Source organism: Citrobacter sp. Cpo065, from assembly GCF_030332805.1.
GTDB classification, from domain to species: Bacteria; Pseudomonadota; Gammaproteobacteria; order Enterobacterales; family Enterobacteriaceae; genus Citrobacter; species Citrobacter portucalensis.
Map to the genome: position 1 here is coordinate 154,481 of NZ_JAOWHC010000029.1, position 23,204 is coordinate 177,684.

18 protein-coding genes and 1 other annotated feature are annotated in these 23,204 nt (G+C 53.1%); of the genes, 11 read left to right on the forward strand and 7 right to left on the reverse strand.

All coding sequences use genetic code 11. The features are described from left to right. Positions 1-165 precede the first annotated feature (165 nt). Both acrB and acrA read right to left on the reverse strand, forming a co-directional pair. A complete protein-coding gene (acrB, locus tag OGY68_RS06790) occupies positions 166-3,315 on the reverse strand; it encodes an efflux RND transporter permease AcrB (RefSeq protein ID WP_008783964.1) in 3,150 nt (1,049 codons plus the stop codon). 22 nt (positions 3,316-3,337) lie between these two features. Continuing rightward, positions 3,338-4,531, reverse strand: a complete 1,194-nt coding sequence (acrA, locus tag OGY68_RS06795) for a multidrug efflux RND transporter periplasmic adaptor subunit AcrA (RefSeq protein ID WP_020996573.1) — start codon at positions 4,529-4,531, stop codon at positions 3,338-3,340. A gap of 141 nt (positions 4,532-4,672) precedes the next feature. Here acrA and acrR point away from each other — a divergent pair, with 141 nt between their 5' ends. Together acrR and mscK are read left to right on the forward strand one after the other, a co-directional pair. Continuing rightward, positions 4,673-5,323 (forward strand): multidrug efflux transporter transcriptional repressor AcrR, encoded by a 651-nt coding sequence (acrR, locus tag OGY68_RS06800; RefSeq protein ID WP_003831045.1) that lies wholly within the window; start codon positions 4,673-4,675, stop codon positions 5,321-5,323. A gap of 128 nt (positions 5,324-5,451) precedes the next feature. After that, positions 5,452-8,817 carry a mechanosensitive channel MscK gene (gene mscK / locus OGY68_RS06805; RefSeq protein WP_032942551.1) on the forward strand — a complete coding sequence of 1,122 codons (3,366 nt, stop codon included), beginning with the start codon at positions 5,452-5,454 and terminating at the stop codon, positions 8,815-8,817. Between the two features lie 39 nt (positions 8,818-8,856). Here mscK and OGY68_RS06810 read toward each other — a convergent pair whose 3' ends face one another. The 3 genes from OGY68_RS06810 to priC form a co-directional block, all read right to left on the reverse strand. Then, positions 8,857-9,780, reverse strand: a complete 924-nt coding sequence (locus OGY68_RS06810) for an Rpn family recombination-promoting nuclease/putative transposase (protein ID WP_057067769.1) — start codon at positions 9,778-9,780, stop codon at positions 8,857-8,859. A 69-nt stretch (positions 9,781-9,849) separates the two neighbouring features. Then, on the reverse strand, positions 9,850-10,017 hold the full coding sequence (gene rsmS / locus OGY68_RS06815; RefSeq protein WP_065772037.1) for a pleiotropic regulatory protein RsmS: 168 nt from the start codon (positions 10,015-10,017) through the stop codon (positions 9,850-9,852). Positions 10,018-10,031: 14 nt separating this feature from the next. Continuing rightward, positions 10,032-10,559 (reverse strand): primosomal replication protein N'', encoded by a 528-nt coding sequence (gene priC / locus OGY68_RS06820; protein WP_048214780.1) that lies wholly within the window; start codon positions 10,557-10,559, stop codon positions 10,032-10,034. Positions 10,560-10,628: 69 nt separating this feature from the next. Here priC and OGY68_RS06825 point away from each other — a divergent pair, with 69 nt between their 5' ends. The 8 genes from OGY68_RS06825 (at position 10,629) to hemH (ending at position 18,869) form a co-directional block, all read left to right on the forward strand. After that, complete coding sequence (locus OGY68_RS06825; protein WP_008783969.1) at positions 10,629-11,006, forward strand: DUF454 family protein; 378 nt, start codon at positions 10,629-10,631, stop codon at positions 11,004-11,006. Between the two features lie 193 nt (positions 11,007-11,199). Beyond that, positions 11,200-11,751, forward strand: a complete 552-nt coding sequence (apt, locus tag OGY68_RS06830; protein WP_003021759.1) for an adenine phosphoribosyltransferase — start codon at positions 11,200-11,202, stop codon at positions 11,749-11,751. 210 nt (positions 11,752-11,961) lie between these two features. Further along, entirely contained in the window at positions 11,962-13,890 is a 1,929-nt protein-coding gene (gene dnaX / locus OGY68_RS06835) for a DNA polymerase III subunit gamma/tau (RefSeq protein ID WP_057067771.1), read from the forward strand. After that, positions 13,223-13,287 (forward strand) — a sequence feature (DnaX frameshifting element). Its footprint overlaps the gene before it by 65 nt. A 57-nt stretch (positions 13,891-13,947) precedes the next feature. Beyond that, positions 13,948-14,277: a YbaB/EbfC family nucleoid-associated protein gene (locus tag OGY68_RS06840; protein WP_003021764.1), complete on the forward strand. Its 330-nt coding sequence runs from the start codon at positions 13,948-13,950 to the stop codon at positions 14,275-14,277. Further along, positions 14,277-14,882: a recombination mediator RecR gene (recR, locus tag OGY68_RS06845; RefSeq protein WP_003831050.1), complete on the forward strand. Its 606-nt coding sequence runs from the start codon at positions 14,277-14,279 to the stop codon at positions 14,880-14,882. Before OGY68_RS06840 ends, recR begins: the two co-directional genes overlap by 1 nt. 110 nt (positions 14,883-14,992) lie before the next feature. Beyond that, positions 14,993-16,867, forward strand: coding sequence for a molecular chaperone HtpG (gene htpG / locus OGY68_RS06850; RefSeq protein WP_032942554.1), 1,875 nt, complete (start codon positions 14,993-14,995; stop codon positions 16,865-16,867). Between the two features lie 231 nt (positions 16,868-17,098). Next, on the forward strand, positions 17,099-17,743 hold the full coding sequence (gene adk, locus OGY68_RS06855; RefSeq protein ID WP_003021773.1) for an adenylate kinase: 645 nt from the start codon (positions 17,099-17,101) through the stop codon (positions 17,741-17,743). Between the two features lie 163 nt (positions 17,744-17,906). Continuing rightward, entirely contained in the window at positions 17,907-18,869 is a 963-nt protein-coding gene (gene hemH, locus OGY68_RS06860; RefSeq protein ID WP_003831052.1) for a ferrochelatase, read from the forward strand. On the opposite strand, the gene aes is transcribed toward hemH, so the two are convergent. Then, positions 18,866-19,825: an acetyl esterase gene (gene aes, locus OGY68_RS06865; protein WP_003831053.1), complete on the reverse strand. Its 960-nt coding sequence runs from the start codon at positions 19,823-19,825 to the stop codon at positions 18,866-18,868. The two genes, hemH and aes, sit on opposite strands and share 4 nt — an antisense overlap. A gap of 152 nt (positions 19,826-19,977) precedes the next feature. Between aes and gsk the strand changes: the two genes are divergently transcribed. Beyond that, positions 19,978-21,282 carry an inosine/guanosine kinase gene (gene gsk, locus OGY68_RS06870; protein WP_003021781.1) on the forward strand — a complete coding sequence of 435 codons (1,305 nt, stop codon included), beginning with the start codon at positions 19,978-19,980 and terminating at the stop codon, positions 21,280-21,282. 45 nt (positions 21,283-21,327) lie between these two features. On the opposite strand, the gene ybaL is transcribed toward gsk, so the two are convergent. Beyond that, positions 21,328-23,007 carry a YbaL family putative K(+) efflux transporter gene (gene ybaL, locus OGY68_RS06875; protein WP_003021783.1) on the reverse strand — a complete coding sequence of 560 codons (1,680 nt, stop codon included), beginning with the start codon at positions 23,005-23,007 and terminating at the stop codon, positions 21,328-21,330. Positions 23,008-23,204: the final 197 nt, after the last annotated feature.

Below are 23,204 nucleotides of genomic sequence, written 5' to 3' on the forward strand. Positions count from 1 at the left end.
TTAAAGTAAATAAGAACTCTCGCTGTTTTTTTAAGAATAGCCTTTAAGGCTGCAAGGATTATATCGCTTATTTATCCGATAGAAAATAAACGGAATGGCAATAAGTGATTTTTATGATTTTTCCAGAAAAAAGGCCGCTTGCGCGGCCTTATCTTTAGAGATGTATCAATGATGCTCTACTGAGTGGCTATGCTCAATATCTTCATTTTTGCGGCTAAAGCGGCGGCGTACCACCACAAAGAACACCGGAACAAAGAAGATAGCCAACACGGTAGCCGTCACCATCCCGCCCATTACGCCAGTACCAACGGCGTTCTGTGCACCGGAACCTGCGCCGGAGCTGATGACCAGCGGCATTACGCCCAGAATAAAGGCCAGTGACGTCATCAGGATTGGACGTAAACGCATGCGTACTGCGTCCAGCGTCGCCTCTATCAGACCTTTACCCTCTTTATCCATCAAGTCTTTGGCGAATTCGACGATAAGTATCGCGTTCTTCGCCGACAACCCAATGGTTGTGAGCAGGCCTACCTGGAAGTAAACGTCGTTGGTCAGGCCGCGGAACGTTGCTGCCAGCAATGCACCGATAACACCCAGCGGTACAACCAGCATTACGGAGAACGGAATTGACCAGCTCTCGTACAGCGCTGCCAGACACAAGAACACGACGATCAGTGAAATGGCATACAGGGCAGGGGCCTGGTTGCCGGACAGTCGTTCCTGGTAGGACATACCGGTCCAGTCATAACCGATACCGGATGGCAGTTTGCTGGCCAGTTGCTCCATCATGGCCATGGCTTCACCGGTACTTTTACCCGGAGCGGCCTGGCCTAAGATTTCCATGGACGGCAGACCGTTATAGCGTTCCAGACGCGGTGAACCGTATTCCCAACGTGAGGTAGAGAAGGCGGAGAACGGTACCATCTGTCCATCGCTGCCGCGGACGTACCAGTTTCCAATATCTTCCGGCAACATACGGTATTTCGCTTCAGACATGACGTAAACTTTCTTCACACGACCACGGTCGATGAAGTCATTCACGTAGCTTCCGCCCCATGCTGCACCCAGCGTTGTATTAATATCACTAATGGAAACGCCCAGAGCCTGCGCTTTTTCCTGATCGATATCGATCTTGAACTGCGGCGTATCTTCCAGACCGTTAGGACGAACACCGACCAACAGATCAGGATGCTTCGCGACTTCACCAAACAGTTGGTTACGCGCCTGAGTCAGCTTCTCATGGCCCAGACCTGCCTGGTCAATCAACTGGAAGTCAAAACCGGTCGCGGTCCCTAACTCCACAATCGCTGGCAGGTTAAAGGCAAAGACCATCGCGTCTTTGATCTGCGAGAATGCGCCCATTGCACGTTGAGTAATCGCTTCAACTTTGTTCTCTTTACCTGGACGTTCACTCCAGTCTTTCAAAGAGACGAATGCGATACCGGTGTTCTGACCACGACCTGCAAAACCGAAGCCGTTAACGGCAAACACCGATTCAACGTTCGCTTTTTCTTTGGTCAGATAGTAATCCGTCATTTCGTCCAGCACCTTCTGGGTACGCTCTTGCGTTGCACCCGCTGGCAGCTGAGCCATAGACAGGAATACCCCCTGATCTTCATCTGGCAGGAACGAACTTGGCAGACGAACGAACAGATAGGCCATGCCCACAACGATGATCAGATACAGCGCCAGATAACGACCGGTGCTGCGCAGAATACCGCCTACGCTATCGGTGTAATGGTGCGTACTCTTATCGAACATGCGGTTAAACCAGCCGAAGAAGCCTTTTTTGCCTTCTCCGTGATCGCCTTTAGCAATCGGTTTGAGCATGGTCGCACACAGGGCAGGGGTCAGAATCAACGCCACCAGCACAGACAACGCCATCGCGGAAACAATGGTGATGGAGAACTGACGGTAAATTGCACCGGTAGAACCTCCGAAGAACGCCATTGGGATAAATACCGCTGACAGTACCATCGCGATACCCACCAGTGCGCCCTGAATCTGGCCCATTGATTTACGCGTTGCTTCCTTCGGCGGTAGTCCTTCCTCAGCCATTACACGTTCAACGTTCTCGACCACAACGATGGCGTCATCCACCAGCAGGCCGATGGCGAGCACCATCCCGAACATCGTCAGGGTGTTTATCGAGAAGCCGAAAATCGCAAGGACGGCAAACGTACCCAAGAGCACCACCGGCACGGCGATAGTCGGAATCAGCGTCGCGCGGAAGTTCTGCAGGAACAGATACATTACCAGGAACACGAGGATGATTGCTTCCGCCAGCGTTTTCACTACTTCGTGAATAGAGATTTTCACGAACGGCGTGGTGTCATACGGGTAAACGATCTTCAGACCTGACGGGAAGAACGGTTCCATCTTCTTCAGTTCATCGCGGATAGCGTTTGCTGTATCCAGGGCGTTAGCACCTGTCGCCAGCTTGATACCCAGACCGGATGCCGGTTTACCGTTGAACTTCGCAATGATGTCGTAGTTCTCACCACCCAGTTCCACTTTCGCCACGTCACGCAGACGAACCTGGGAACCATCCTGATTCACTTTCAGCAGAATTTTGCTGAACTCATCAGCGGAGGTCAGACGGGTTTGCGCGATGATTGACGCGTTAAGCTGCTGGCCTTTCACCGGCGGCGTACCGCCTAACTGACCGGCTGCAACCTGGGCGTTCTGCGCTTTGATGGCGCTGATTACATCAACCGGCGTCAGCTGGAAGTTGTTCAGTTTGTTCGGATCCATCCAGATACGCATCGCGTACTGAGAACCGAACAGCTGAACATCACCCACACCTGAAGTACGGCTGATGGCATCCTTCATGTTGGCGCCAACGTAGTCGGAAATATCCTCCTGCGTCATGGTGCCGTTGGTGTTGATAACACCGACCACCATCAGGAAGCTGCTGGATGACTTCTCAACGCTAACCCCTTGTTGCTGTACTTCCTGAGGCAGCAACGGCATGGCCAGCTGCAGTTTGTTCTGCACCTGTACCTGCGCGATATCCGCATCAGTACCAGACTGGAAGGTTAGGGTGATCTGCACGGTACCCGTGGAGTCACTGTTAGAGGACATGTACATCAGGTTATCGATACCGTTCATGTTCTGTTCGATAACCTGCGTAACAGTATCCTGTACTGTTTTGGCATCAGCGCCAGGGTAGGTCGCGGAGATCGTCACTGCTGGCGGTGCAATAGTTGGATATTGCGCTACCGGCAATTTGAGGATCGCGAGCCCCCCTGCCAACATGATGATAATGGCGATCACCCACGCAAATATTGGGCGATCGATAAAGAAATTAGGCATGTCTTAACGGCTCCTGTTTAAGTTAAGACTTGGACTGTTCAGGCTGGCTACCGCTTTGGCCTTGCTGGTTGTTATCAGCGGTGATTTCCTGCGCTTTTACCTGCGCGCCAGGACGTACTTTCTGCAGCCCAGTGACAATCACGCGGTCGCCCGGCTTAAGTCCATCAGTGACTAACCATTTGTCGCCAATCGCTTGCGCGGCGACAATTTGACGAGTTTCAACTTTATTGTCTGCACCGATAACCAATGCACTGGCATCGCCACGCGGTGTACGGGTAACGCCTTGCTGTGGAACCAGTAATGCCGTTGGGTTAATCCCTTCTTCCAGACGTGCGCGGACGAACATACCCGGCAGTAAGGTGTGATCCGGGTTAGGGAAGATGGCGCGTAACGTAATCGACCCGGTAGTTTGATCAACCGTCACATCAGAAAACTCCAGCGTACCGGACTGCGGGAATTTAATGCCGTCATTGGTTACCAGTTCGACTTTCGCTTTGCCGTTCTCTTGCTTCAGCGTGCCGTTGGCCAGCTCTTGTTTCAGGCGCAGGAAGTCGTTGCTTGACTGCGTCACGTCCACGTAGATCGGGTCCAACTGTTGAACGGTCGCCAGTGCGGTCGCTTGACCGTTTTGCACCAGAGCACCTTCCGTAACGGATGATTTACCAATGCGGCCGCTGATCGGCGACGTCACTTTGGTATAGGCCAGATTGATGCGTGCAGTTTCTACCGCGGCTTTCGCGGCGACAACGGCGGCGTTTGCCTGCTGTGCGTCTGCCTGCGCGCTATCGTAATCCTGTTGACTGATGTACTTAGTACCCAACAGTTTCTGATAACGTTTAACCGTCAGTTGAGCGATATTTGCTGCGGCTTGTGCTTTGGCCAGATCACCTTTTGCGCTTTCATAAGCGGCCTGGTAAGTCGCAGGATCAATCTGATAGAGAGATACACCCGCTTCGATGTCACCACCTTCGGTGAAATTACGCTTCAGGATAATACCGCTAACCTGAGGGCGAACTTCTGCAATGCGAAACGCACTGGTGCGACCCGGAAGCTCAGTTGTTATCTGTAGAGGTTCAGTTTTGAGCGTAACAACTCCAACCTCTGGCATCTGCTGGCCCCCTTGTTGGGCCTGTTTGTCGTCACATCCTGTTAGCGCTAAGCTGCCTGAGAGCATCAGAACGACTGCCAGAGGCGTTAACCCTCTGTTTTTGTTCATATGTAAACCTCGAGTGTCCGATTTCAAATTGATCAATGGCTTAAAGCCCATAAACCCATTGCTGCGTTTATATTATCGTCGTGCTATGGTACATACATTCACAAATGTATGTAAATCTAACGCCTGTAAATTCACTGACATATGGCACGAAAAACCAAACAACAAGCACAGGAAACACGACAGCATATTCTCGATGTTGCTCTGCATTTGTTTTCGCAACAAGGGGTATCATCCACCTCGCTTGCGGAGATCGCAAAAGCCGCTGGTGTCACGCGCGGCGCAATCTATTGGCATTTCAAAAACAAGTCGGATTTATTCAGTGAAATCTGGGAGCTAGCAAAACCTAACATTGATGAGTTAGAGACTGAGTATCAGGCAAAATTCCCCGACGATCCACTATCAGTATTAAGAGAAATTTTAATTTACGTTCTTGAAGCTACCGTGACAGAAGAACGCCGACGTTTGTTGCTGGAAATTATATTCCACAAATGCGAATTTGTCGGGGAAATGGCCTCTGTTCAGTTAGCTCAACGCCATCTTTGTATTGAAAATTACGATCGTATCGAACAAACATTGCGGCACTGTATGGATGCCAATATGCTGCCGGAAAACCTGAACACCCGTCGCGTGGCGGTCCTGTTGCGTAGCTATATTACCGGAATCATAGAAAACTGGTTATTTGCCCCCGAATCGTTTGATCTGAAAAAAGAAGCTCGGGAATACGTGGCTGTGCTGCTGGAGATGTGCCTTATGTGCCCAACTCTGCGGCTTGGCGTGGCGGAAATCCACTAAACGTTTTGGGCCTGTACCAGGAATTCTCCTGGTCGTTTTGCCTGCTGCTATTCTGCCGGTCACAGCCGTGATATTCTTGCCGCTTGACTATTTTCGGTCACTTTTCCGGTTCAGAAACGTTCACTCTCATGACTATGTTGCAGCTCTATAAACGTTCACAGCATCTTATTGCTATTACCATTCTTTTCTTCATTCTCTTGCTATCTTGCCAGTCGTCTGCTTTTGCGCGGGCGCAACAGAGTGGTGAACTGCCGACGAAAGCGGATATTCAGAGCCAACTGGACGCACTGAGTAAACAAAAAGATCTCTCCGCGCAGGATAAGCTGGTCCAACAGGATCTCATCGATACCATCGCCACGTTGGATAAAATCGATCGCGTGAAAGATGAGACCGTACAGCTTCGCCAGAAAGTTGCCCAGGCACCGGAGAAAATGCGTCAGGCGACGGATGCGTTAAATTCGCTCAGCGATGTCGATAACGACGATGAAACGCGAAAAACGCTGAGTACACTCTCCTTGCGACAGCTTGAGTCGCGCGTGGCACAGGTTTTGGATGACCTGCAAAGTGCACAAAACGATCTTGCCGCTTACAACAGCCAACTGGTGTCGCTCCAGACGCAGCCAGAGCGTGTGCAGAATGCGATGTACACCGCGTCGCAGCAAATGCAGCAAATTCGTAATCGACTCGATGGCAACAATGTGGGAGAGGCTGCGTTACGCCCCAGCCAGCAGGTGTTGCTGCAGGCACAGCAGGCGCTGCTGAGTGCGCAGATCGACCAACAGCGTAAGAGCCTCGAAGGTAATACTGTTTTGCAGGATACCTTGCAAAAACAACGTGATTACGTAACAGCTAACAGTAACCGGCTTGAACATCAGCTCCAGCTTCTGCAAGAAGCGGTGAACAGCAAACGACTGACGTTAACCGAAAAGACGGCTCAGGAAGCGGTAACGCCGGATGAAGCCGAGCGTATTCAGTCAAATCCGTTAGTGAAGCAGGAACTGGACGTTAACCATCAGCTAAGTCAGCGTCTGATTGCCGCGACCGAAAACGGCAACAACCTGATGCAGCAGAATATCAAAGTCAAAAACTGGCTTGACCGCGCGTTGCAATCCGAACGCAACATTAAAGAGCAGATTGCTGTCCTGAAAGGCAGTCTGCTGCTGTCGCGTATTCTGTATCAGCAACAACAAACACTGCCGTCGGCGGATGAACTTGCCGATATGACTAACCGGATCGCTGATTTGCGTCTGGAACAGTTTGAGATAAACCAGCAGCGTGATGCGCTATTCCAGAACGATGCGTTTGTCGCCAAACTGGAAGAAGGGCACAGCAACGAAGTGAATGGTGAAGTCCATGATGCCCTGCTGCAGGTTGTGGATATGCGCCGTGAACTGTTGGATCAGCTGAACAAGCAACTGGGCAACCAGTTGATGATGGCGATTAACCTGCAAATCAATCAACAGCAGCTAATGAGCGTGTCGAAGAACCTGAAAGGGATCCTCACGCAGCAAATCTTCTGGGTTAATAGTAACCGTCCGATGGACTGGGACTGGATCAAAGCCTTCCCGCAAACGCTAAAAGACCAGTTTAAGTCGATGAAAATCACAGTGAACTGGGAAAAAGCCTGGCCCGCCGTCTTTATTGCGTTCCTGGCGGGGCTACCGTTGCTGCTTATTGCCGGGTTAATCCGCTGGCGTTTGAAATGGTTGAAAGAGTATCAGGCGAAATTAGCCGCCGCAGTAGGGAATCTGCGTAATGACAGTCAGCTCAATACGCCAAAAGCGATTCTGATCGATCTGATCAGAGCGTTGCCGGCGTGCCTGATTATCCTCGCCGTGGGCCTGATTCTGCTTACCATGCAGTTGAATATCAGCGACCTGCTGTGGGCGTTCAGTAAGAAGATGACAGTCTTCTGGCTGGTGTTTGGTCTGTGCTGGAAGGTGCTGGAAAAAGATGGCGTGGCAATTCGTCATTTTGGTATGCCAGCGAAGCAGACCAGCCACTGGCGCCGCCAGATCGTGCGTATTAGCCTGGCGCTGTTACCGCTCAACTTCTGGTCGGTCATTGCTGAGCTGTCACCGCTTAATTTGATGGACGATGTGCTGGGTCAGGTAGTTATTTTCCTCAACCTGCTGCTGATCGCCTTCCTGGTATGGCCAATGTGTCGTGAAAGCTGGCGCGACAAAGAGTCGCATGGCTTGCGTCTGGTTACCATTACTGTCCTCTCAATTATCCCGATTGCATTAATGGTGCTGACGGCGACAGGGTATTTCTACACCACGTTGCGCCTGGCCGGTCGTTGGATTGAAACGGTCTATCTGGTTATCCTCTGGAACCTGCTGTATCAGACGGTACTGCGTGGATTGAGCGTGGCGGCACGGCGTATCGCCTGGCGCCGTGCCTTAGCGCGTCGTCAGAACCTGGTGAAAGAAGGGGCGGAAGGAGCCGAGCCGCAGGAAGAACCGACCATTGCGCTTGAGCAGGTGAACCAGCAAACGCTGCGCATCACCATGCTGGTAATGGTTGCCCTGTTTGGTGTTTTGTTCTGGGCTATTTGGTCTGATTTGATAACTGTATTCAGCTACCTCGATAGCATTACGCTCTGGCATTACAACGGCACCGAAGCGGGAGCTGCGGTGGTGAAAGACGTCACCATGGGCAGCCTGCTGTTTGCGATTATTGCGTCAATGGTCGCGTGGGCGCTGATCCGTAACTTACCCGGCCTGCTGGAAGTGCTGGTGCTGTCGCGACTGAAGATGCGTCAGGGCGCTTCGTATGCGATCACCACGATCCTTAACTACGCGATCATCGCCATCGGCGCGATGACGGTCTTCGGATCGCTCGGTGTTTCATGGGATAAGCTACAGTGGCTGGCAGCAGCCCTGTCGGTTGGTCTTGGTTTTGGCTTGCAGGAAATCTTCGGTAACTTTGTTTCGGGTCTGATTATTCTGTTTGAACGCCCGGTCCGCATCGGCGATACCGTGACTATCGGTACGTTCTCAGGAACGGTCAGCAAGATCCGTATCCGTGCCACCACCATTACCGACTTCGATCGCAAAGAGGTGATCATCCCGAACAAAGCATTTGTGACGGAGCGTTTGATCAACTGGTCGCTTTCCGATACCACCACGCGTCTGGTGATCCGCATCGGCGTGGCCTACGGTTCGGATCTGGATAAAGTGAAGAAAGTGCTGCTGCAGGCGGCGATGGAACACCCGAAAGTGATGCACGATCCAGAGCCTGCGGTGTTCTTTACCGCCTTCGGTGCCAGCACGCTGGATCATGAACTGCGTTTATACGTGCGTGAACTGCGCGATCGTAGCCACACGGTTGATGAACTGAACCGTGCGGTCGATCGTTTGTGCCGTGAAAACGACATTGATATCGCCTTTAACCAGCTCGAAGTGCATCTGCATAACGCGAAAGGTGATACCGTGACCGAGGTTAAGCGTGACATCATTAAAGGTGATGATCCGACGCCTTCTGTAGGTTAAGTTGCAATCAGGGCGGCATATTTGCCGCCCTGATTGCATTTAGTGCGCCAGCGCGACCAGTTCTTCCTGCGTCAGGCCTGTAAGGTGCGTAATCAGCTCCAGTTCCAGGCCGCGGGCGAGCATTTTTTGTGCGATATTACGCGCTTCAACCTGCCGACCTTCTTCTAACCCTTTTTCCAGCCCTTGTTGTATGCCTTCCACTCTGCCTTTTTCTTCCAACCATTCGGCAATCGTCATCAGCTGTTCCTTGTACTCTGGCGCACTCTGCGCCAGATGGCGGACAAGTACGCCGGGTTCCGTGGTATTTCCTGCTTTAAGCATGTAATTAATCAAAACGTCGATTTGATATTCTGTCAGATGCTCTTGTGTTAAGAGTGTGACCAGTTGATCCAATAGCTCACTCAGATCCCGTCGACGAATATGTTTTTGCAGGAGTTCCAGCATCGCTACCCGTTGATGCTGCAAGATCTGATTATCTGGCATTACGGTCAGGTCTACCAGTGTAAATTCATTGCCGTAAAGCGCTTTCGCAAGCTTTGGTTCGCTAAACAGGTGATGCCAGTTAAGGGTATAAGGCCACGGACTTTCCATACCATGGTAAAACAGGATAGGAACGACCAGAGGTAATGTCTTATGCCCGGCGTTAAGATGGTGTTGCATGGCGGCAATTGCGTAGCGCATCAGGCGAAAGACCATGAATTTATCGGGCTTACTCTGATGTTCAATCAGTGCGTAAACGTAGCTGGGTCCATGTGTTGTTTGCAGGGAATAGAGGATATCTGAATAGCTGGTATGTAAATCGTCCTCAATAAAGCTGCCTGATTCCAGCGTTAATGTATCCATATCGCATATATTGAGAAATGCTTCAGGCAAATGGATCTGCAAAAAATCTCGGGCAACCTCCTTTTGCGTCAGCATTTGCCGAAAGACCGCGTCGTGGGGTGTGGTGGGGAGTCGTTCCATGATCTGTCCGTTATCGTCGTGATGTTGCGACGACTCTGACACCGAAGCCAATGGCAGACCAGAGGGCAATTAATCAGTTTGCGAGGTGCCTTCCGCAGTTTTAAGTTTGTTTTCATAATCACGCATGACGATCTCCAGCGCGCGTAGCACCGTTCGTGCTGGTAGCTGATTTTCCTCAAGTAAAACAATCAAATCGACGGCCAGTTTGACCTCGTCCGGGGCGTTCTCTAATGACATAAATTCTCCGGGGATTAACGGGTTAAACGCGCCAGCACGTTTTCTATTCTTGCCAGAGCATGGCGACAACGCGCCAGTCGCGCCTCGAATGCTTCTACTTCACGATGCAGTTTTTGCTGTTCTTCAAAGCCGGTAGCCTGAGCCAGACGCTCTTTGCGTTCACGCGTCATTTCAACCAGACGGCGTTCAAATTCCTGATGTTGGACCCGCTTGCGCTGCCAGCGCGCCAGACCTGGAGAAGCGCTGTCCCACTCTCGAAGGGACCAACTGGCGGTTTCACGTGAAATCGCCTCTAACTGTGAGGCAAGGTGTTCCGCAAGCCAGGTGATTTGTGGGAGTTGCTGCTGCTCAACGGCGCGGCGCAGGGCAGTAAGATTATCGTCAGCTTCTTCCAGGCAGGCCTGCAGCAACGTGCTGCGCGTGTGAAACAGATGCCTGTCAAAGCGGGCGCTAAGCGTTGTGTGGTGCGCCAGCGGGGCGCAATGTTGTCGCAAGCGGTTAAGCTGGTTTTCGAGCGTCTGTAACAGCATGGCGGTTTTCACAACAACACTCCGATGAAAATGAGAACCGTTATGCTAAAGTAGCGATTCTCTGTGTTAAGTACTCATATTATGCAACGCATTATTCTAATCATCATTGGCTGGATAGCGGTAGTGCTAGGTACGCTGGGCGTTGTATTGCCTCTGTTGCCGACGACGCCGTTTATACTGCTGGCTGCCTGGTGTTTTGCCCGCTCATCGCCGCGTTTTCACGACTGGTTGCTTTACCGTTCGTGGTTCGGCGGGTATTTGCGCCACTGGCAAAAACACCGTGCGATGCCGCCGGGAGCAAAACCGCGCGCTATTTTGTTGATCCTGGTGACGTTTGGTATTTCACTGTGGCTGGTCAATATGATGTGGGTACGCGGCCTGCTGCTGGTTATTCTCGCCTGTTTACTGATTTTTATGTGGCGGATCCCGGTGATTGATGAAAAACAACAAAAGCAGTAAAGCGCAATAATCGCTGTTGCAATTGTCTCTCACAGCCAGTAAATTCGACCGTTTTCGAGCACAGGCGCAGGTGGTCAAAGGTTAAGCAAGTGTAACCTTGGCTCTTATATAGACACAAAATCATTCAAGATACGTCGAGGATGAAGTGTTTAGTGCGCCGTGAAGTAATACTGTATTAATCAGGCACAAACTTATGACCGCGACAGCACAGCAGCTTGAGTTTCTCAAAAATAGCATCAAAAGCATCCACGACTACCCAAAACCGGGCATTCTATTTCGTGATGTCACCAGTTTACTGGAAGACCCGAAAGCCTACGCCCTCAGCATTGAATTGCTGGTTGAACGCTACAAAAATGCGGGTATCACTAAAGTGGTTGGCACCGAAGCGCGTGGCTTCCTGTTTGGCGCGCCGGTAGCGTTGGGTCTGGGCGTCGGCTTTGTTCCGGTACGCAAACCCCGTAAGCTTCCGCGTGAAGTTATTGCTGAGACCTATGAGCTGGAGTACGGCACCGATCAGCTGGAAATCCACGTTGATGCCATCAAACCTGGCGATAAAGTGCTGGTTGTGGACGACCTGCTGGCAACTGGCGGCACGATTGAAGCGACCGTAAAGCTGATCCGCCGTCTGGGTGGTGAAGTTACCGATGCTGCTTTTATCATTAACCTGTTTGATCTGGGCGGCGAACAGCGTCTGGAAAAACAGGGGCTTACCTGTTATAGCCTGGTTCCATTCCCGGGCCACTAATTTAGGGCTATCTTTTTTGCCATTTTGGCCCCGGTCAGTGCTCGAAATCCTCACGTACTGCGTGTACGCTCCGGTTTCTGTGCGCTGCCCGAAACCAAACTGACTGCAACGATAACGCCCGAATATAACGTGTCAACCTCGCCGTCGCTGCGAGGTTGTGTTAGCATTATCCCCCTGTGAATCCACCCTCCAGCCTTTCAGAGCCTGCCAATGAGTTATCAGGTCTTAGCCCGAAAATGGCGCCCACAAACCTTTGCTGACGTCGTCGGCCAGGAACATGTGCTGACGGCACTGGCGAACGGCTTGTCGCTAGGGCGTATTCATCATGCTTATTTGTTTTCCGGCACCCGTGGCGTCGGGAAAACCTCTATCGCCCGCTTGCTGGCGAAGGGATTAAACTGTGAAACCGGCATCACCGCCACGCCGTGTGGCGTGTGCGATAACTGCCGGGAAATCGAGCAGGGGCGTTTTGTCGATCTGATTGAAATCGACGCCGCCTCACGCACCAAAGTCGAAGACACCCGTGACCTGCTGGATAACGTCCAGTATGCGCCTGCGCGCGGTCGCTTTAAGGTCTACTTGATCGACGAAGTGCACATGCTGTCGCGCCACAGTTTTAATGCCTTGCTGAAAACGCTCGAAGAGCCGCCCGCGCACGTTAAGTTCCTGCTGGCGACTACCGATCCGCAGAAGCTGCCGGTGACTATCCTGTCGCGCTGTCTGCAATTCCATCTTAAAGCGTTGGATGTCGAACAGATTCGCCATCAGCTTGAGCATATCCTCAAAGAAGAGCATATCGCCCATGAACCACGTGCACTGCAACTGCTGGCTCGCGCCGCGGACGGTAGCCTGCGTGATGCACTGAGCCTGACCGATCAGGCGATCGCCAGCGGCGATGGTCAGGTCTCGACCGAGGCGGTCAGCACCATGCTCGGCACGCTGGACGACGACCAGGCGCTCTCGCTCGTTGAAGCGGTTGTGGCTGCGGACGGCGAACGCGTTATGGCGCTGGTAAACGACGCTGCCGCGCGCGGTATCGAATGGGAAGCGCTACTGATTGAGATGTCGGCTTTGCTGCATCGTATTGCCATGGTTCAGCTTTCGCCTGCCGTGCTCGGCAGCGATATGGCCGCCATTGAACAGCGTATGCGTGAACTGGCGCGAATTGTTCCGCCAACTGATGTGCAGCTTTACTACCAAACTTTGTTAATCGGGCGCAAAGAACTGCCGTATGCGCCGGACAGGCGAATGGGCGTCGAAATGACGCTGCTGCGTGCGCTGGCTTTTCATCCGCGCATGCCGCTCCCGGAACCTGAAGTTCCACGACAGTCGTTTGCCCCGGTCGCACCCACGGCGGTGATGACCCCGACGCAGGTGCAGCAGCAGCCTGCGCCTGCCCAACAGCAACAGAATGTGCCGCTCTCCGATGCCACCAGTCAGGTGTTGGCGGCGCGTAGCCAGTTGCAACGTGCTCAGGGAGCAACCAAAGCAAAAAAGAGTGAACCGGCAGCCGCTTCCCGCGCGCGGCCGGTGAATAATGCTGCGCTGGAAAGACTGGCTTCGGTGTCGGAACGTGTTCAGGCGCGTCCGGCGGTCTCTGCGCTGGAAAAAGCACCGGCGAAGAAAGAAGCGTATCGCTGGAAAGCGACCAATCCTGTTGCAGAAGTTAAAGAAGTCGTTGCCACGCCGAAAGCGCTGAAAAAAGCGCTTGAGCATGAAAAAACGCCGGAACTGGCGGCAAAGCTTGCGGCTGAAGCCATTGAACGTGACCCGTGGGCCGCCCAGGTGAGTCAGCTCTCGCTGCCTAAACTGGTGGAGCAGGTAGCGCTTAATGCCTGGAAAGAAGAGAATGGCAACGTAGTTTGCCTGCACCTGCGTTCCACGCAGCGACACCTAAATTCCAGCGGCGCGCAGCAAAAACTGGCTGAAGCACTGAGTTCCTTAACGGGGTCAACGGTTGAATTGACCATCGTTGAAGATGATAATCCAGCGGTGCGTACGCCGCTGGAGTGGCGTCAGGCCATTTATGAAGAGAAACTCGCGCAGGCGCGTGAGTCGATTATTGCGGATAATAACATCCAGACGCTGCGTCGTTTTTTCGATGCGGAGCTGGACGAAGAGAGTATTCGCCCCATTTGATCGTGAGCCTAATGGTTTGACGGTCGTCATCCCTTAACGTGATTGAGAGAGAAGCCTATGTTTGGTAAAGGCGGTCTGGGTAACCTGATGAAACAGGCCCAGCAGATGCAAGAAAAAATGCAGCAGATGCAGGAAGAAGTCGCCAAGCTGGAAGTGACCGGCGAATCTGGCGCGGGTCTGGTAAAAGTGACCATTAACGGCGCGCACAACTGCCGTCGCGTGGAGATCGATCCAAGCTTGCTGGAAGACGACAAAGAGATGCTGGAAGATCTGGTTGCTGCGGCATTCAACGACGCGGCGCGTCGCATTGAAGAGACGCAGAAAGAGAAGATGGCCTCTGTTTCCTCCGGAATGCAGCTGCCGCCTGGCTTTAAGATGCCGTTCTGATGCAAACCAGCCCGCTGTTAACTCAGCTTATGGAAGCACTGCGCTGTCTGCCGGGCGTTGGCCCGAAGTCGGCGCAGCGCATGGCGTTCACGCTGCTTCAGCGCGATCGCAGCGGCGGGATGCGTCTGGCACAGGCGTTAACGAAGGCAATGTCGGAAATCGGCCACTGTGCCGATTGCCGCACCTTCACAGAGCAAGACGTCTGCAACATTTGCTCGAACCCGCGTCGCCAGGAAAACGGTCAGATTTGTGTGGTGGAGAGTCCGGCGGACATCTACGCCATTGAGCAAACCGGGCAGTTTTCCGGACGTTACTTCGTGCTGATGGGACACCTGTCGCCGCTGGACGGTATTGGCCCTGATGATATCGGGCTGGATCGTCTCGAACAGCGACTGGAGTCTGAGCAAATCAACGAACTGATCCTGGCGACCAATCCTACGGTCGAAGGAGAGGCGACCGCCAACTATATTGCTGAGCTTTGCATGCAATATGGCGTTGAAGCCAGCCGTATCGCCCATGGCGTACCGGTCGGCGGCGAGCTGGAAATGGTCGATGGCACTACGCTGTCGCACTCTCTGGCAGGGCGACACAAGATTAAATTCTGAACAAACGGAGGCCGCGACGGCGGCTTCCGCTTGAAATCCTTCCCGCTTGTCCCCATTTCACCCTCAACGTGTTTTTACCATTGAAAATGGCATTGTTGAGGTAGATCTACATGAAAGGACAAGAAACTCGTGGTTTTCAGTCAGAAGTAAAACAGCTTCTGCACCTGATGATCCATTCTCTGTATTCCAATAAAGAAATCTTCCTGCGTGAGCTTATCTCTAACGCCTCGGATGCGGCAGACAAGCTGCGTTTCCGCGCCCTGTCTAACCCGGACCTGTATGAAGGGGACGGTGAGCTGCGTGTACGTGTTTCCTTCGATAAAGATAAACGTACGTTGACCATTGCCGATAACGGCGTGGGGATGAACCGTGATGACGTTATCGATCATCTGGGGACCATTGCGAAATCCGGTACTAAATCTTTCCTCGAATCCATGGGATCCGATCAGGCGAAAGACAGCCAGTTGATCGGCCAGTTCGGGGTGGGTTTCTACTCTGCGTTCATCGTGGCGGACAAAGTCACCGTGCGTACCCGCGCTGCGGGCGATAAGCCGGAAAACGGCGTGTTCTGGGAATCTGCGGGCGAAGGTGAGTACACCGTTGCCGACATCACCAAAGACGATCGCGGCACCGAAATCACCCTGCATCTGCGTGAAGGCGAAGATGAGTTCCTTGATGACTGGCGCGTACGTTCCATCATCAGCAAATATTCCGACCATATAGCGCTGCCGGTAGAGATCGAAAAATCCGAAGAAAAAGACGGCGAGACCGTGGTTTCCTGGGAAAAGATCAACAAAGCGCAGGCGCTGTGGACCCGTAACAAGTCGGAAATCAAAGACGACGAATACAACGAGTTCTACAAGCACATCGCCCACGACTTCACTGACCCGCTGACCTGGAGCCACAACCGTGTGGAAGGTAAGCAGGAGTACACCAGCCTGCTGTACATCCCGTCCCAGGCTCCGTGGGATATGTGGAACCGCGATCACAAGCATGGTCTGAAACTGTACGTCCAGCGTGTGTTTATTATGGACGACGCCGAGCAGTTCATGCCGAACTACCTGCGCTTTGTGCGCGGTCTGATAGATTCCAACGATCTGCCGCTGAACGTTTCCCGTGAGATCCTGCAGGACAGCACCGTCACCCGTAACCTGCGCAGCGCGCTGACCAAACGCGTACTGCAGATGCTGGAAAAACTGGCGAAAGACGACGCGGAAAAATACCAGACCTTCTGGAAACAGTTCGGCCTGGTACTGAAAGAAGGCCCGGCGGAAGATCACGCCAACCAGGAAACGATCGCTAAGCTGATGCGCTTCGCGTCTACGCACACTGACTCCTCCGCACAGACCGTGTCGCTGGAAGACTACGTGTCGCGTATGAAAGAAGGGCAGGAGAAAATCTACTACATCACCGCAGACAGCTATGCGGCAGCGAAGAGCAGCCCGCACCTGGAACTGCTGCGTAAGAAAGGCATCGAAGTGCTGCTGCTTTCTGACCGCATCGATGAGTGGATGATGAACTACCTGACCGAGTTCGACGGTAAGGCATTCCAGTCTGTTGCCAAAGCAGACGAGTCCATCGACAAGCTGGCGGATGAAGTTGATGAATCGGCAAAAGAAGCGGAAAAAGCGCTGACGCCGTTCGTTGAGCGCGTGAAAACCCTGCTGGGCGACCGCGTGAAAGAAGTGCGTCTGACTCACCGTCTGACTGACACGCCAGCCATCGTCACCACCGATGCGGATGAAATGAGCACTCAGATGGCGAAACTGTTTGCCGCTGCGGGCCAGGCCGTACCGGAAGTGAAATATATCTTTGAACTGAACCCGGACCACGTGCTGGTAAAACGCACGGCGGATACCCAGGACGAAGCGCAGTTCAAAGAATGGGTCGAACTGCTGCTGGATCAGGCGCTGTTTGCTGAGCGCGGCACGCTGGAAGACCCGAACCAGTTCATCCGTCGTATGAACCAGTTGCTGGTGTCCTGATACCCGTAATGTAATGCCGGATGGCGCTAACGCTTATCCGGCCTACAGCATCTCGTAATAGTATGCCGGATACGGTGTTTCCACCGCCATCCGGCATTTTCTCTCCTTATTTTTAATTTTCCCACCGTTAACCGTTTCAGCGTCGGGCGTCTTTCTTGAGCCAATTGCGTGATGGTGGTATCGTTTAGCGCTTTTTAAAAAATATCGACAACCTTTAAGGGGATTTTCGTAATGCGTATCATTCTGCTTGGCGCTCCGGGCGCGGGTAAAGGAACTCAGGCTCAGTTCATCATGGAGAAGTATGGTATTCCGCAAATCTCCACCGGTGATATGCTGCGTGCCGCCGTGAAATCTGGCTCCGAGCTGGGCAAACAAGCGAAAGACATCATGGACGCCGGTAAGCTGGTGACTGATGAGCTGGTGATCGCGCTGGTAAAAGAGCGTATTGCTCAGGAAGACTGCCGTAATGGTTTCCTGCTGGATGGCTTCCCGCGTACTATTCCGCAGGCAGACGCCATGAAAGAAGCGGGCATCAACGTGGACTACGTTCTGGAGTTCGATGTTCCTGACGAACTGATCGTTGACCGTATCGTGGGTCGTCGCGTACACGCTGCTTCTGGCCGCGTTTACCACATCAAATTCAACCCGCCTAAGGTTGAAGGTAAAGACGACGTGACCGGCGAAGAGCTGACCACCCGTAAAGACGATCAGGAAGAAACTGTACGTAAGCGCCTGGTGGAATACCATCAGATGACCGCTCCGCTGATCGGCTACTACTCTAAAGAAGCGCAGGCGGGTAACACCAAATACGCGAAAGTTGACGGCACCCAGGCCGTTGCTGACGTGCGCGCAGCGCTGGAAAAAATCCTCGGCTAATTTTTTCGCGTAATAAACCTCTTATCAGGCCTGCCATTATCGCGTAGGCCTGATAAGCGTAGCGCCATCAGGCAAATTCTCGTCTTACCTCTCACAGCAATTAGTTCTTCTTTATCGCTTTTCCGCTACAATTATCAACAATTTGAATCGATAAGAGGCGGTAATGCGTCAGACGAAAACCGGTATCCTGCTGGCAAACCTCGGCACTCCCGATGCCCCAACCCCCGAAGCCGTTAAGCGCTACCTGCGCCAGTTTTTAAGCGATCCACGCGTAGTTGATACGTCACCTGCACTGTGGTGGCCGCTGCTGCGCGGGGTGATTTTACCGTTGCGTGCGCCACGCGTAGCCAAGCTGTACCAGTCAATCTGGATGGAAGACGGTTCTCCGCTGATGGTTTATAGCAAGGCACAACAGCGGGCGCTGGCAGAACGCCTACCAAATACCCCTGTCGCGCTGGGAATGAGCTACGGTTCGCCGTCGCTTGAAAGCGCGGTCGATGAACTGTTGGCAAGCGGGGTTGAACACATGGTGGTGTTACCGCTGTACCCGCAATATTCCTGTTCGACGGTAGCGGCCGTCTGGGACGAACTGGCGCGTATCTTAGCGCGTAAACGCGGTATTCCTGGCGTTTCATTTATTCGTGATTACGCCGATGACAGCAGCTACATCGATGCGCTGGCGAAGAGTGCCCGGGATTCATTTGCTCAACACGGTGAACCTGATTTGCTGCTGCTCTCCTACCACGGCATTCCGCAGCGTTACGCCGATGAAGGCGATGACTACCCGCAGCGCTGTCGCGATACCACCCGAGAGCTGGTTTCAGCGCTTGGCCTGCCGCCAGAAAAAGTAATGATGACCTTCCAGTCTCGCTTTGGTCGCGAACCGTGGCTGACGCCGTATACCGACGAAACGTTAAAAATGCTGGCGGAGAAAGGGACACAACATATCCAGGTTATGTGTCCGGGCTTCTCGGCAGATTGCCTCGAAACGCTGGAAGAGATAGCGGTACAAAACCGGGAGATTTTCCTCGAAGCTGGCGGTAAGCAATATGAGTATATTCCGGCGCTTAATGCCGCACCGGAACATATCGAAATGATGGTTAAACTGACCGACGCTTACCGTTAAAGCTGGGCTCTGAAGTAACGAGCGCCTTCCCGTAATGCATCGTCGGCGGTTTTCATCATTCGCGAATAGTGCAGGAAGGCGTGCAGCGTACCGGGGTACATTTTGTACTGGCAGGGCTGCTGATGCGCCTGCAACGTCTGGAATAGTAAGCGGCTATCGTCAATCAGCGGATCAAACTCAGCGCCAGCGATAAAACACGGTGGCACGTCACGCGTCAGATCGTTATTAAACAGGCAATAATACGGTGACTCGCGATCGTCAGCGCTACGCAGGTACGCGTTTTCGTACATCTGCAAGTCCTCGCGGGTTAACCCATCCCACGCTCCGCCCATCAGCCGTCGACTCAGTGAATCCTGCAGGCCGTAAAGCCCATACCACAACAGCACCCCAGCCACCTTGCCGCAGACAATGCGTTTATCCCGCAGCCACAGCGCACTGGCAAGCGCCAGCATGGCTCCGGCGGAATCGCCCGCAAAACCGATATGATTCACATTAAGAGAATAGTCGCCAGCGTGCTGATGAAAATACTGGCAGACGGCGGCAATCTCTTCAATGGCTTGCGGGAAACGGGCTTCCGGCGCAAGTGAATAGTCGATACCAATTACCGTGCACTGCGTATAGCGCGCCAGCAAGCGCATAATACGGTCGTGGGTATCCAGATTACCGAGAATAAAACCGCCGCCGTGCAGATAATACAACGTTGCCAGACTATGGGGCTGCGGTGAGTAAATACGTGTGGCCACGGGGCCGCATGCGGTAGAAATAACGCATTCGCGGGTATTCATCTCTGGGGCATCGGCATTCCACAACTGCCGTTCATGAATGTAGTGTTGGCGCTGGGCCACGAAGTCATCTGCAGCGGGCCACGGCGGCAGATCGTCGCGATGAAAATTCACCACGCTTTTCATTTCATCCGAAATTCTGTCGAGTACGGGGATCTTGTTTTCCGGCTTCATAAAACGCTCCTTGTGAAGGTGAGTTATTGTAGAAATTAATCCCGTATAAACTGCGATCTCACCGTCTGATATTGAAACTTAGCGCCGCATCGCATGCGTGGCAGGGAATGTGCTACCATGCATCGCTCAGTTAACCACCCGTAAAATCGACCATGAAATTTCCCGGTAAACGCAAATCCAAACACTATTTTCCCGTCAGCGCGCGCGATCCGTTGCTGCAACAAATTCAGCCAGAAAATGAAACCAGCGCAGCCTGGGTGGTGGGCATCGACCAGACGCTGGTGGATATTGAAGCCAAAGTGGATGATGACTTTGTAAAACGTTATGGATTAAGCGCCGGGCATTCTCTGGTGATTGCCGATGATGTCGCAGAAGCGCTCTACCAGGAACTGGTGCGTGAAAACTTGATCACCCATCAGTTTGCGGGCGGTACTATCGGTAACACGATGCACAACTACTCTGTGCTGGCGGATGACCGCTCGGTGCTGCTGGGCGTGATGTGCAGCAATATCGAGATTGGCAGCTATGCGTACCGCTATTTATGCAATACCTCCAGCCGTACCGACCTGAACTACCTGCAAGGCGTTAACGGACCGATTGGCCGCTGCTTTACGCTGATTGGCGAGTCAGGTGAGCGTACCTTCGCAATCAGCCCTGGGCATATGAATAAGCTACGGGCGGATAGCATCCCTGAATCGGTGATTGCCGGAGCGTCCGCGCTGGTGCTGACGTCTTATCTGGTGCGCTGCGAACCGGGTGAGCCGATGCCGGAAGCGACCATGAAGGCGATTGAATACGCCAAAAAGCACAATGTGCCGGTGGTTCTGACCCTGGGCACCAAATTCGTCATTGCCGATAACCCGCAGTGGTGGCAGGCATTCCTGAAAGAGCATGTCTCTATTCTGGCGATGAATGAAGAAGAGGCTGAAGCGCTGACCGGCGAGAACGACCCGCTGCTGGCGTCTGACAAGGCGCTGGATTGGGTGGATCTGGTGCTGTGCACGGCGGGTCCGGCGGGTCTGTATATGGCGGGCTTTACGGAAGAAGAAGTGAAACGTAAAACCCAGCATCCTCTGCTCCCTGGTGCTATTGCCGAATTTAATCAGTACGAATTCAGCCGCGCCATGCGCCATAAAGACTGTACCAATCCGCTGCGCGTGTATTCGCACATCGCACCGTATATGGGCGGACCTGAAAAGATAATGAACACCAACGGCGCAGGTGACGGCGCGCTGGCGGCATTGCTGCATGATATTACCGCCAACAGCTATCACCGCAGCAACGTGCCTAACTCCAGCAAGCACAAGTTCACCTGGCTGACCTATTCGTCGTTAGCCCAGGTGTGTAAGTATGCTAATCGCGTGAGTTATCAGGTGCTTAACCAGCATTCACCGCGCCTGACGCGCGGTTTGCCGGAACGTGAAGACAGTCTAGAAGAGTCGTACTGGGACCGTTAAATCTTACATAGGCCGGATAAGCGATAACGCTATCCGGCACGGACATTAACTGGCCGTAGCAACTTCACCTGCAGGCGGCGTTTCAATCAGCTCCAGCATGGTGCGGGCGATTTCACGCTCACCCATGACGACCTGGTTGGCGCCGCGTTCGGTAATATATTCCACCTCATCGTCATAATGCGCGCGGGCGATAATCTCAATCGACGGGCATTTCTCACGCGCGGAAGCGACAATTTCACCCGCTTCATAACCATTGGGGATGGTCAACAGCAGCCAGCGCGCGCAATCCAGATGCGCCAGATTCATAATCTCTTCGTTGGCGGCATTTCCCAGTACCGCGCGGATCCCACGCTCGCGCAGTTCATCCACCCGGGTACGCGAGGTTTCGATCACCACCAGCGGGATCCCTGCAGCCATCAATTTCTCACCCAGCAGGCTGCCGACGCGACCAAAGCCAACCAGCAAGGCATGATTGCAGATATCCACCGGAATTTGCTTCTCTTCTTCGATAGCCTCTTCCAGTGTCTGCTCCTCCAGCGTTTCTGTTTTGGCGAGGTATTTTTCTAACACCGCAAACAGCACCGGGTTGAGCATGATGGACAGGATTGCCCCCGCCAGCACCAGATTCTGTCCGGCCTGCGGCAGCAGGTTCAACGCCATTCCCAGACCCGCCAGGATAAAGGCAAATTCACCAATCTGCGCCAGGCTGGTGGCAATGGTGAGCGCCGTGCGTTGGGAGTGACCAAACAGGCGCACCAGGAAATAGGCGGCAAGGGATTTACCAAAGATGATAATCGCCAGCGTGCCCAGTACCGCCAACGGCTGCTGGATCAGAACTAACGGATCGAACAGCATCCCGACGGAAACGAAGAACAGCACGGCGAACGCATCGCGCAGCGGCAGAGTATCATGCGCCGCACGGTGGCTTAGTTCAGATTCATTCAGCACCATACCGGCGAAGAACGCGCCCAGCGCAAAGGAGACATCGAACAGCTCTACTGCGCCAAAGGCGATACCTAAGGCGAGGGCGAGGACTGAGAGGGTAAACAGTTCGCGTGAACCGGTTGCGGCGCTGCGGGCCATAATCCACGGTACCAGGCGACGACCCACCAGCATCATAATCGCGATAAACGCCACCACCTTACCGATGGTAATGCCCATATCGACGGCCAGCGAGGCGAAGCCGACGTCTTCTTTTTCCAGCATCCCGGCGACGGCTGGCAGGAGAACCAGCGTCAGCACCATCATCAGATCTTCGACAATCAACCAGCCAATGGCAATTTGCCCGCGCTGGCTGTCAATGAGCTGTCGTTCTTCAAGCGCGCGCAGTAGCACCACGGTACTGGCGGTTGAAAGACACAGACCAAACACGATCCCCACCATCAGCGACCAGCCTAATACGGCTGAAAGCGCCATACCCAGCAGCGTTGCCACTGCTATCTGGGCAATCGCGCCGGGAATGGCGATAGACTTTACCGCCATCAAATCCTTCAATGAAAAGTGCAGCCCCACGCCAAACATCAGCAGAATAACGCCAAGCTCGGCCAGCTCAGGCGCGAGCTTAGTATCAGCAACAAAACCAGGTGTAAATGGACCGGCCAGAACGCCCGCTAACAGATATCCCACCAGAGGAGAAATACGCAGTTTATTGGCAATCATGCCTAATATAAAAGCGAGCACAAGGCCGCCGACAATGGTGGTGATAAGCGGGGTGGCGTGATGCATTCCGTCTCCTTTGGTTGCTGTGATGATCCTGAAAACCCAAACTACGAGTAATAGTTTATGACAATTTTAATGTTTATGTTTATGAATAATTATTGAATTTTGAAGAAAACGGGATTTTAAGCGTAAAAAAGCACGGATCGGAAAAGTACGGTGATATGTGAGAGGTAAAGGCTGATGGCTACTGCAAGTAATGACGG

Coding starts and splice junctions, on each gene's coding strand:
- gsk (WP_003021781.1), top strand. CDS start 19,978: ATGAAATTTCCCGGTAAACGCAAATCCAAACACTATTTTCCCGTCAGC.
- hemH (WP_003831052.1), top strand. CDS start 17,907: ATGCGTCAGACGAAAACCGGTATCCTGCTGGCAAACCTCGGCACTCCC.
- acrB (WP_008783964.1), bottom strand. CDS start 3,315: ATGCCTAATTTCTTTATCGATCGCCCAATATTTGCGTGGGTGATCGCC.
- apt (WP_003021759.1), top strand. CDS start 11,200: ATGACCGCGACAGCACAGCAGCTTGAGTTTCTCAAAAATAGCATCAAA.
- aes (WP_003831053.1), bottom strand. CDS start 19,825: ATGAAGCCGGAAAACAAGATCCCCGTACTCGACAGAATTTCGGATGAA.
- acrA (WP_020996573.1), bottom strand. CDS start 4,531: ATGAACAAAAACAGAGGGTTAACGCCTCTGGCAGTCGTTCTGATGCTC.
- ybaL (WP_003021783.1), bottom strand. CDS start 23,007: ATGCATCACGCCACCCCGCTTATCACCACCATTGTCGGCGGCCTTGTG.
- adk (WP_003021773.1), top strand. CDS start 17,099: ATGCGTATCATTCTGCTTGGCGCTCCGGGCGCGGGTAAAGGAACTCAG.
- recR (WP_003831050.1), top strand. CDS start 14,277: ATGCAAACCAGCCCGCTGTTAACTCAGCTTATGGAAGCACTGCGCTGT.
- OGY68_RS06840 (WP_003021764.1), top strand. CDS start 13,948: ATGTTTGGTAAAGGCGGTCTGGGTAACCTGATGAAACAGGCCCAGCAG.
- mscK (WP_032942551.1), top strand. CDS start 5,452: ATGACTATGTTGCAGCTCTATAAACGTTCACAGCATCTTATTGCTATT.
- OGY68_RS06825 (WP_008783969.1), top strand. CDS start 10,629: ATGCAACGCATTATTCTAATCATCATTGGCTGGATAGCGGTAGTGCTA.
- acrR (WP_003831045.1), top strand. CDS start 4,673: ATGGCACGAAAAACCAAACAACAAGCACAGGAAACACGACAGCATATT.
- rsmS (WP_065772037.1), bottom strand. CDS start 10,017: ATGTCATTAGAGAACGCCCCGGACGAGGTCAAACTGGCCGTCGATTTG.
- htpG (WP_032942554.1), top strand. CDS start 14,993: ATGAAAGGACAAGAAACTCGTGGTTTTCAGTCAGAAGTAAAACAGCTT.
- OGY68_RS06810 (WP_057067769.1), bottom strand. CDS start 9,780: ATGGAACGACTCCCCACCACACCCCACGACGCGGTCTTTCGGCAAATG.
- dnaX (WP_057067771.1), top strand. CDS start 11,962: ATGAGTTATCAGGTCTTAGCCCGAAAATGGCGCCCACAAACCTTTGCT.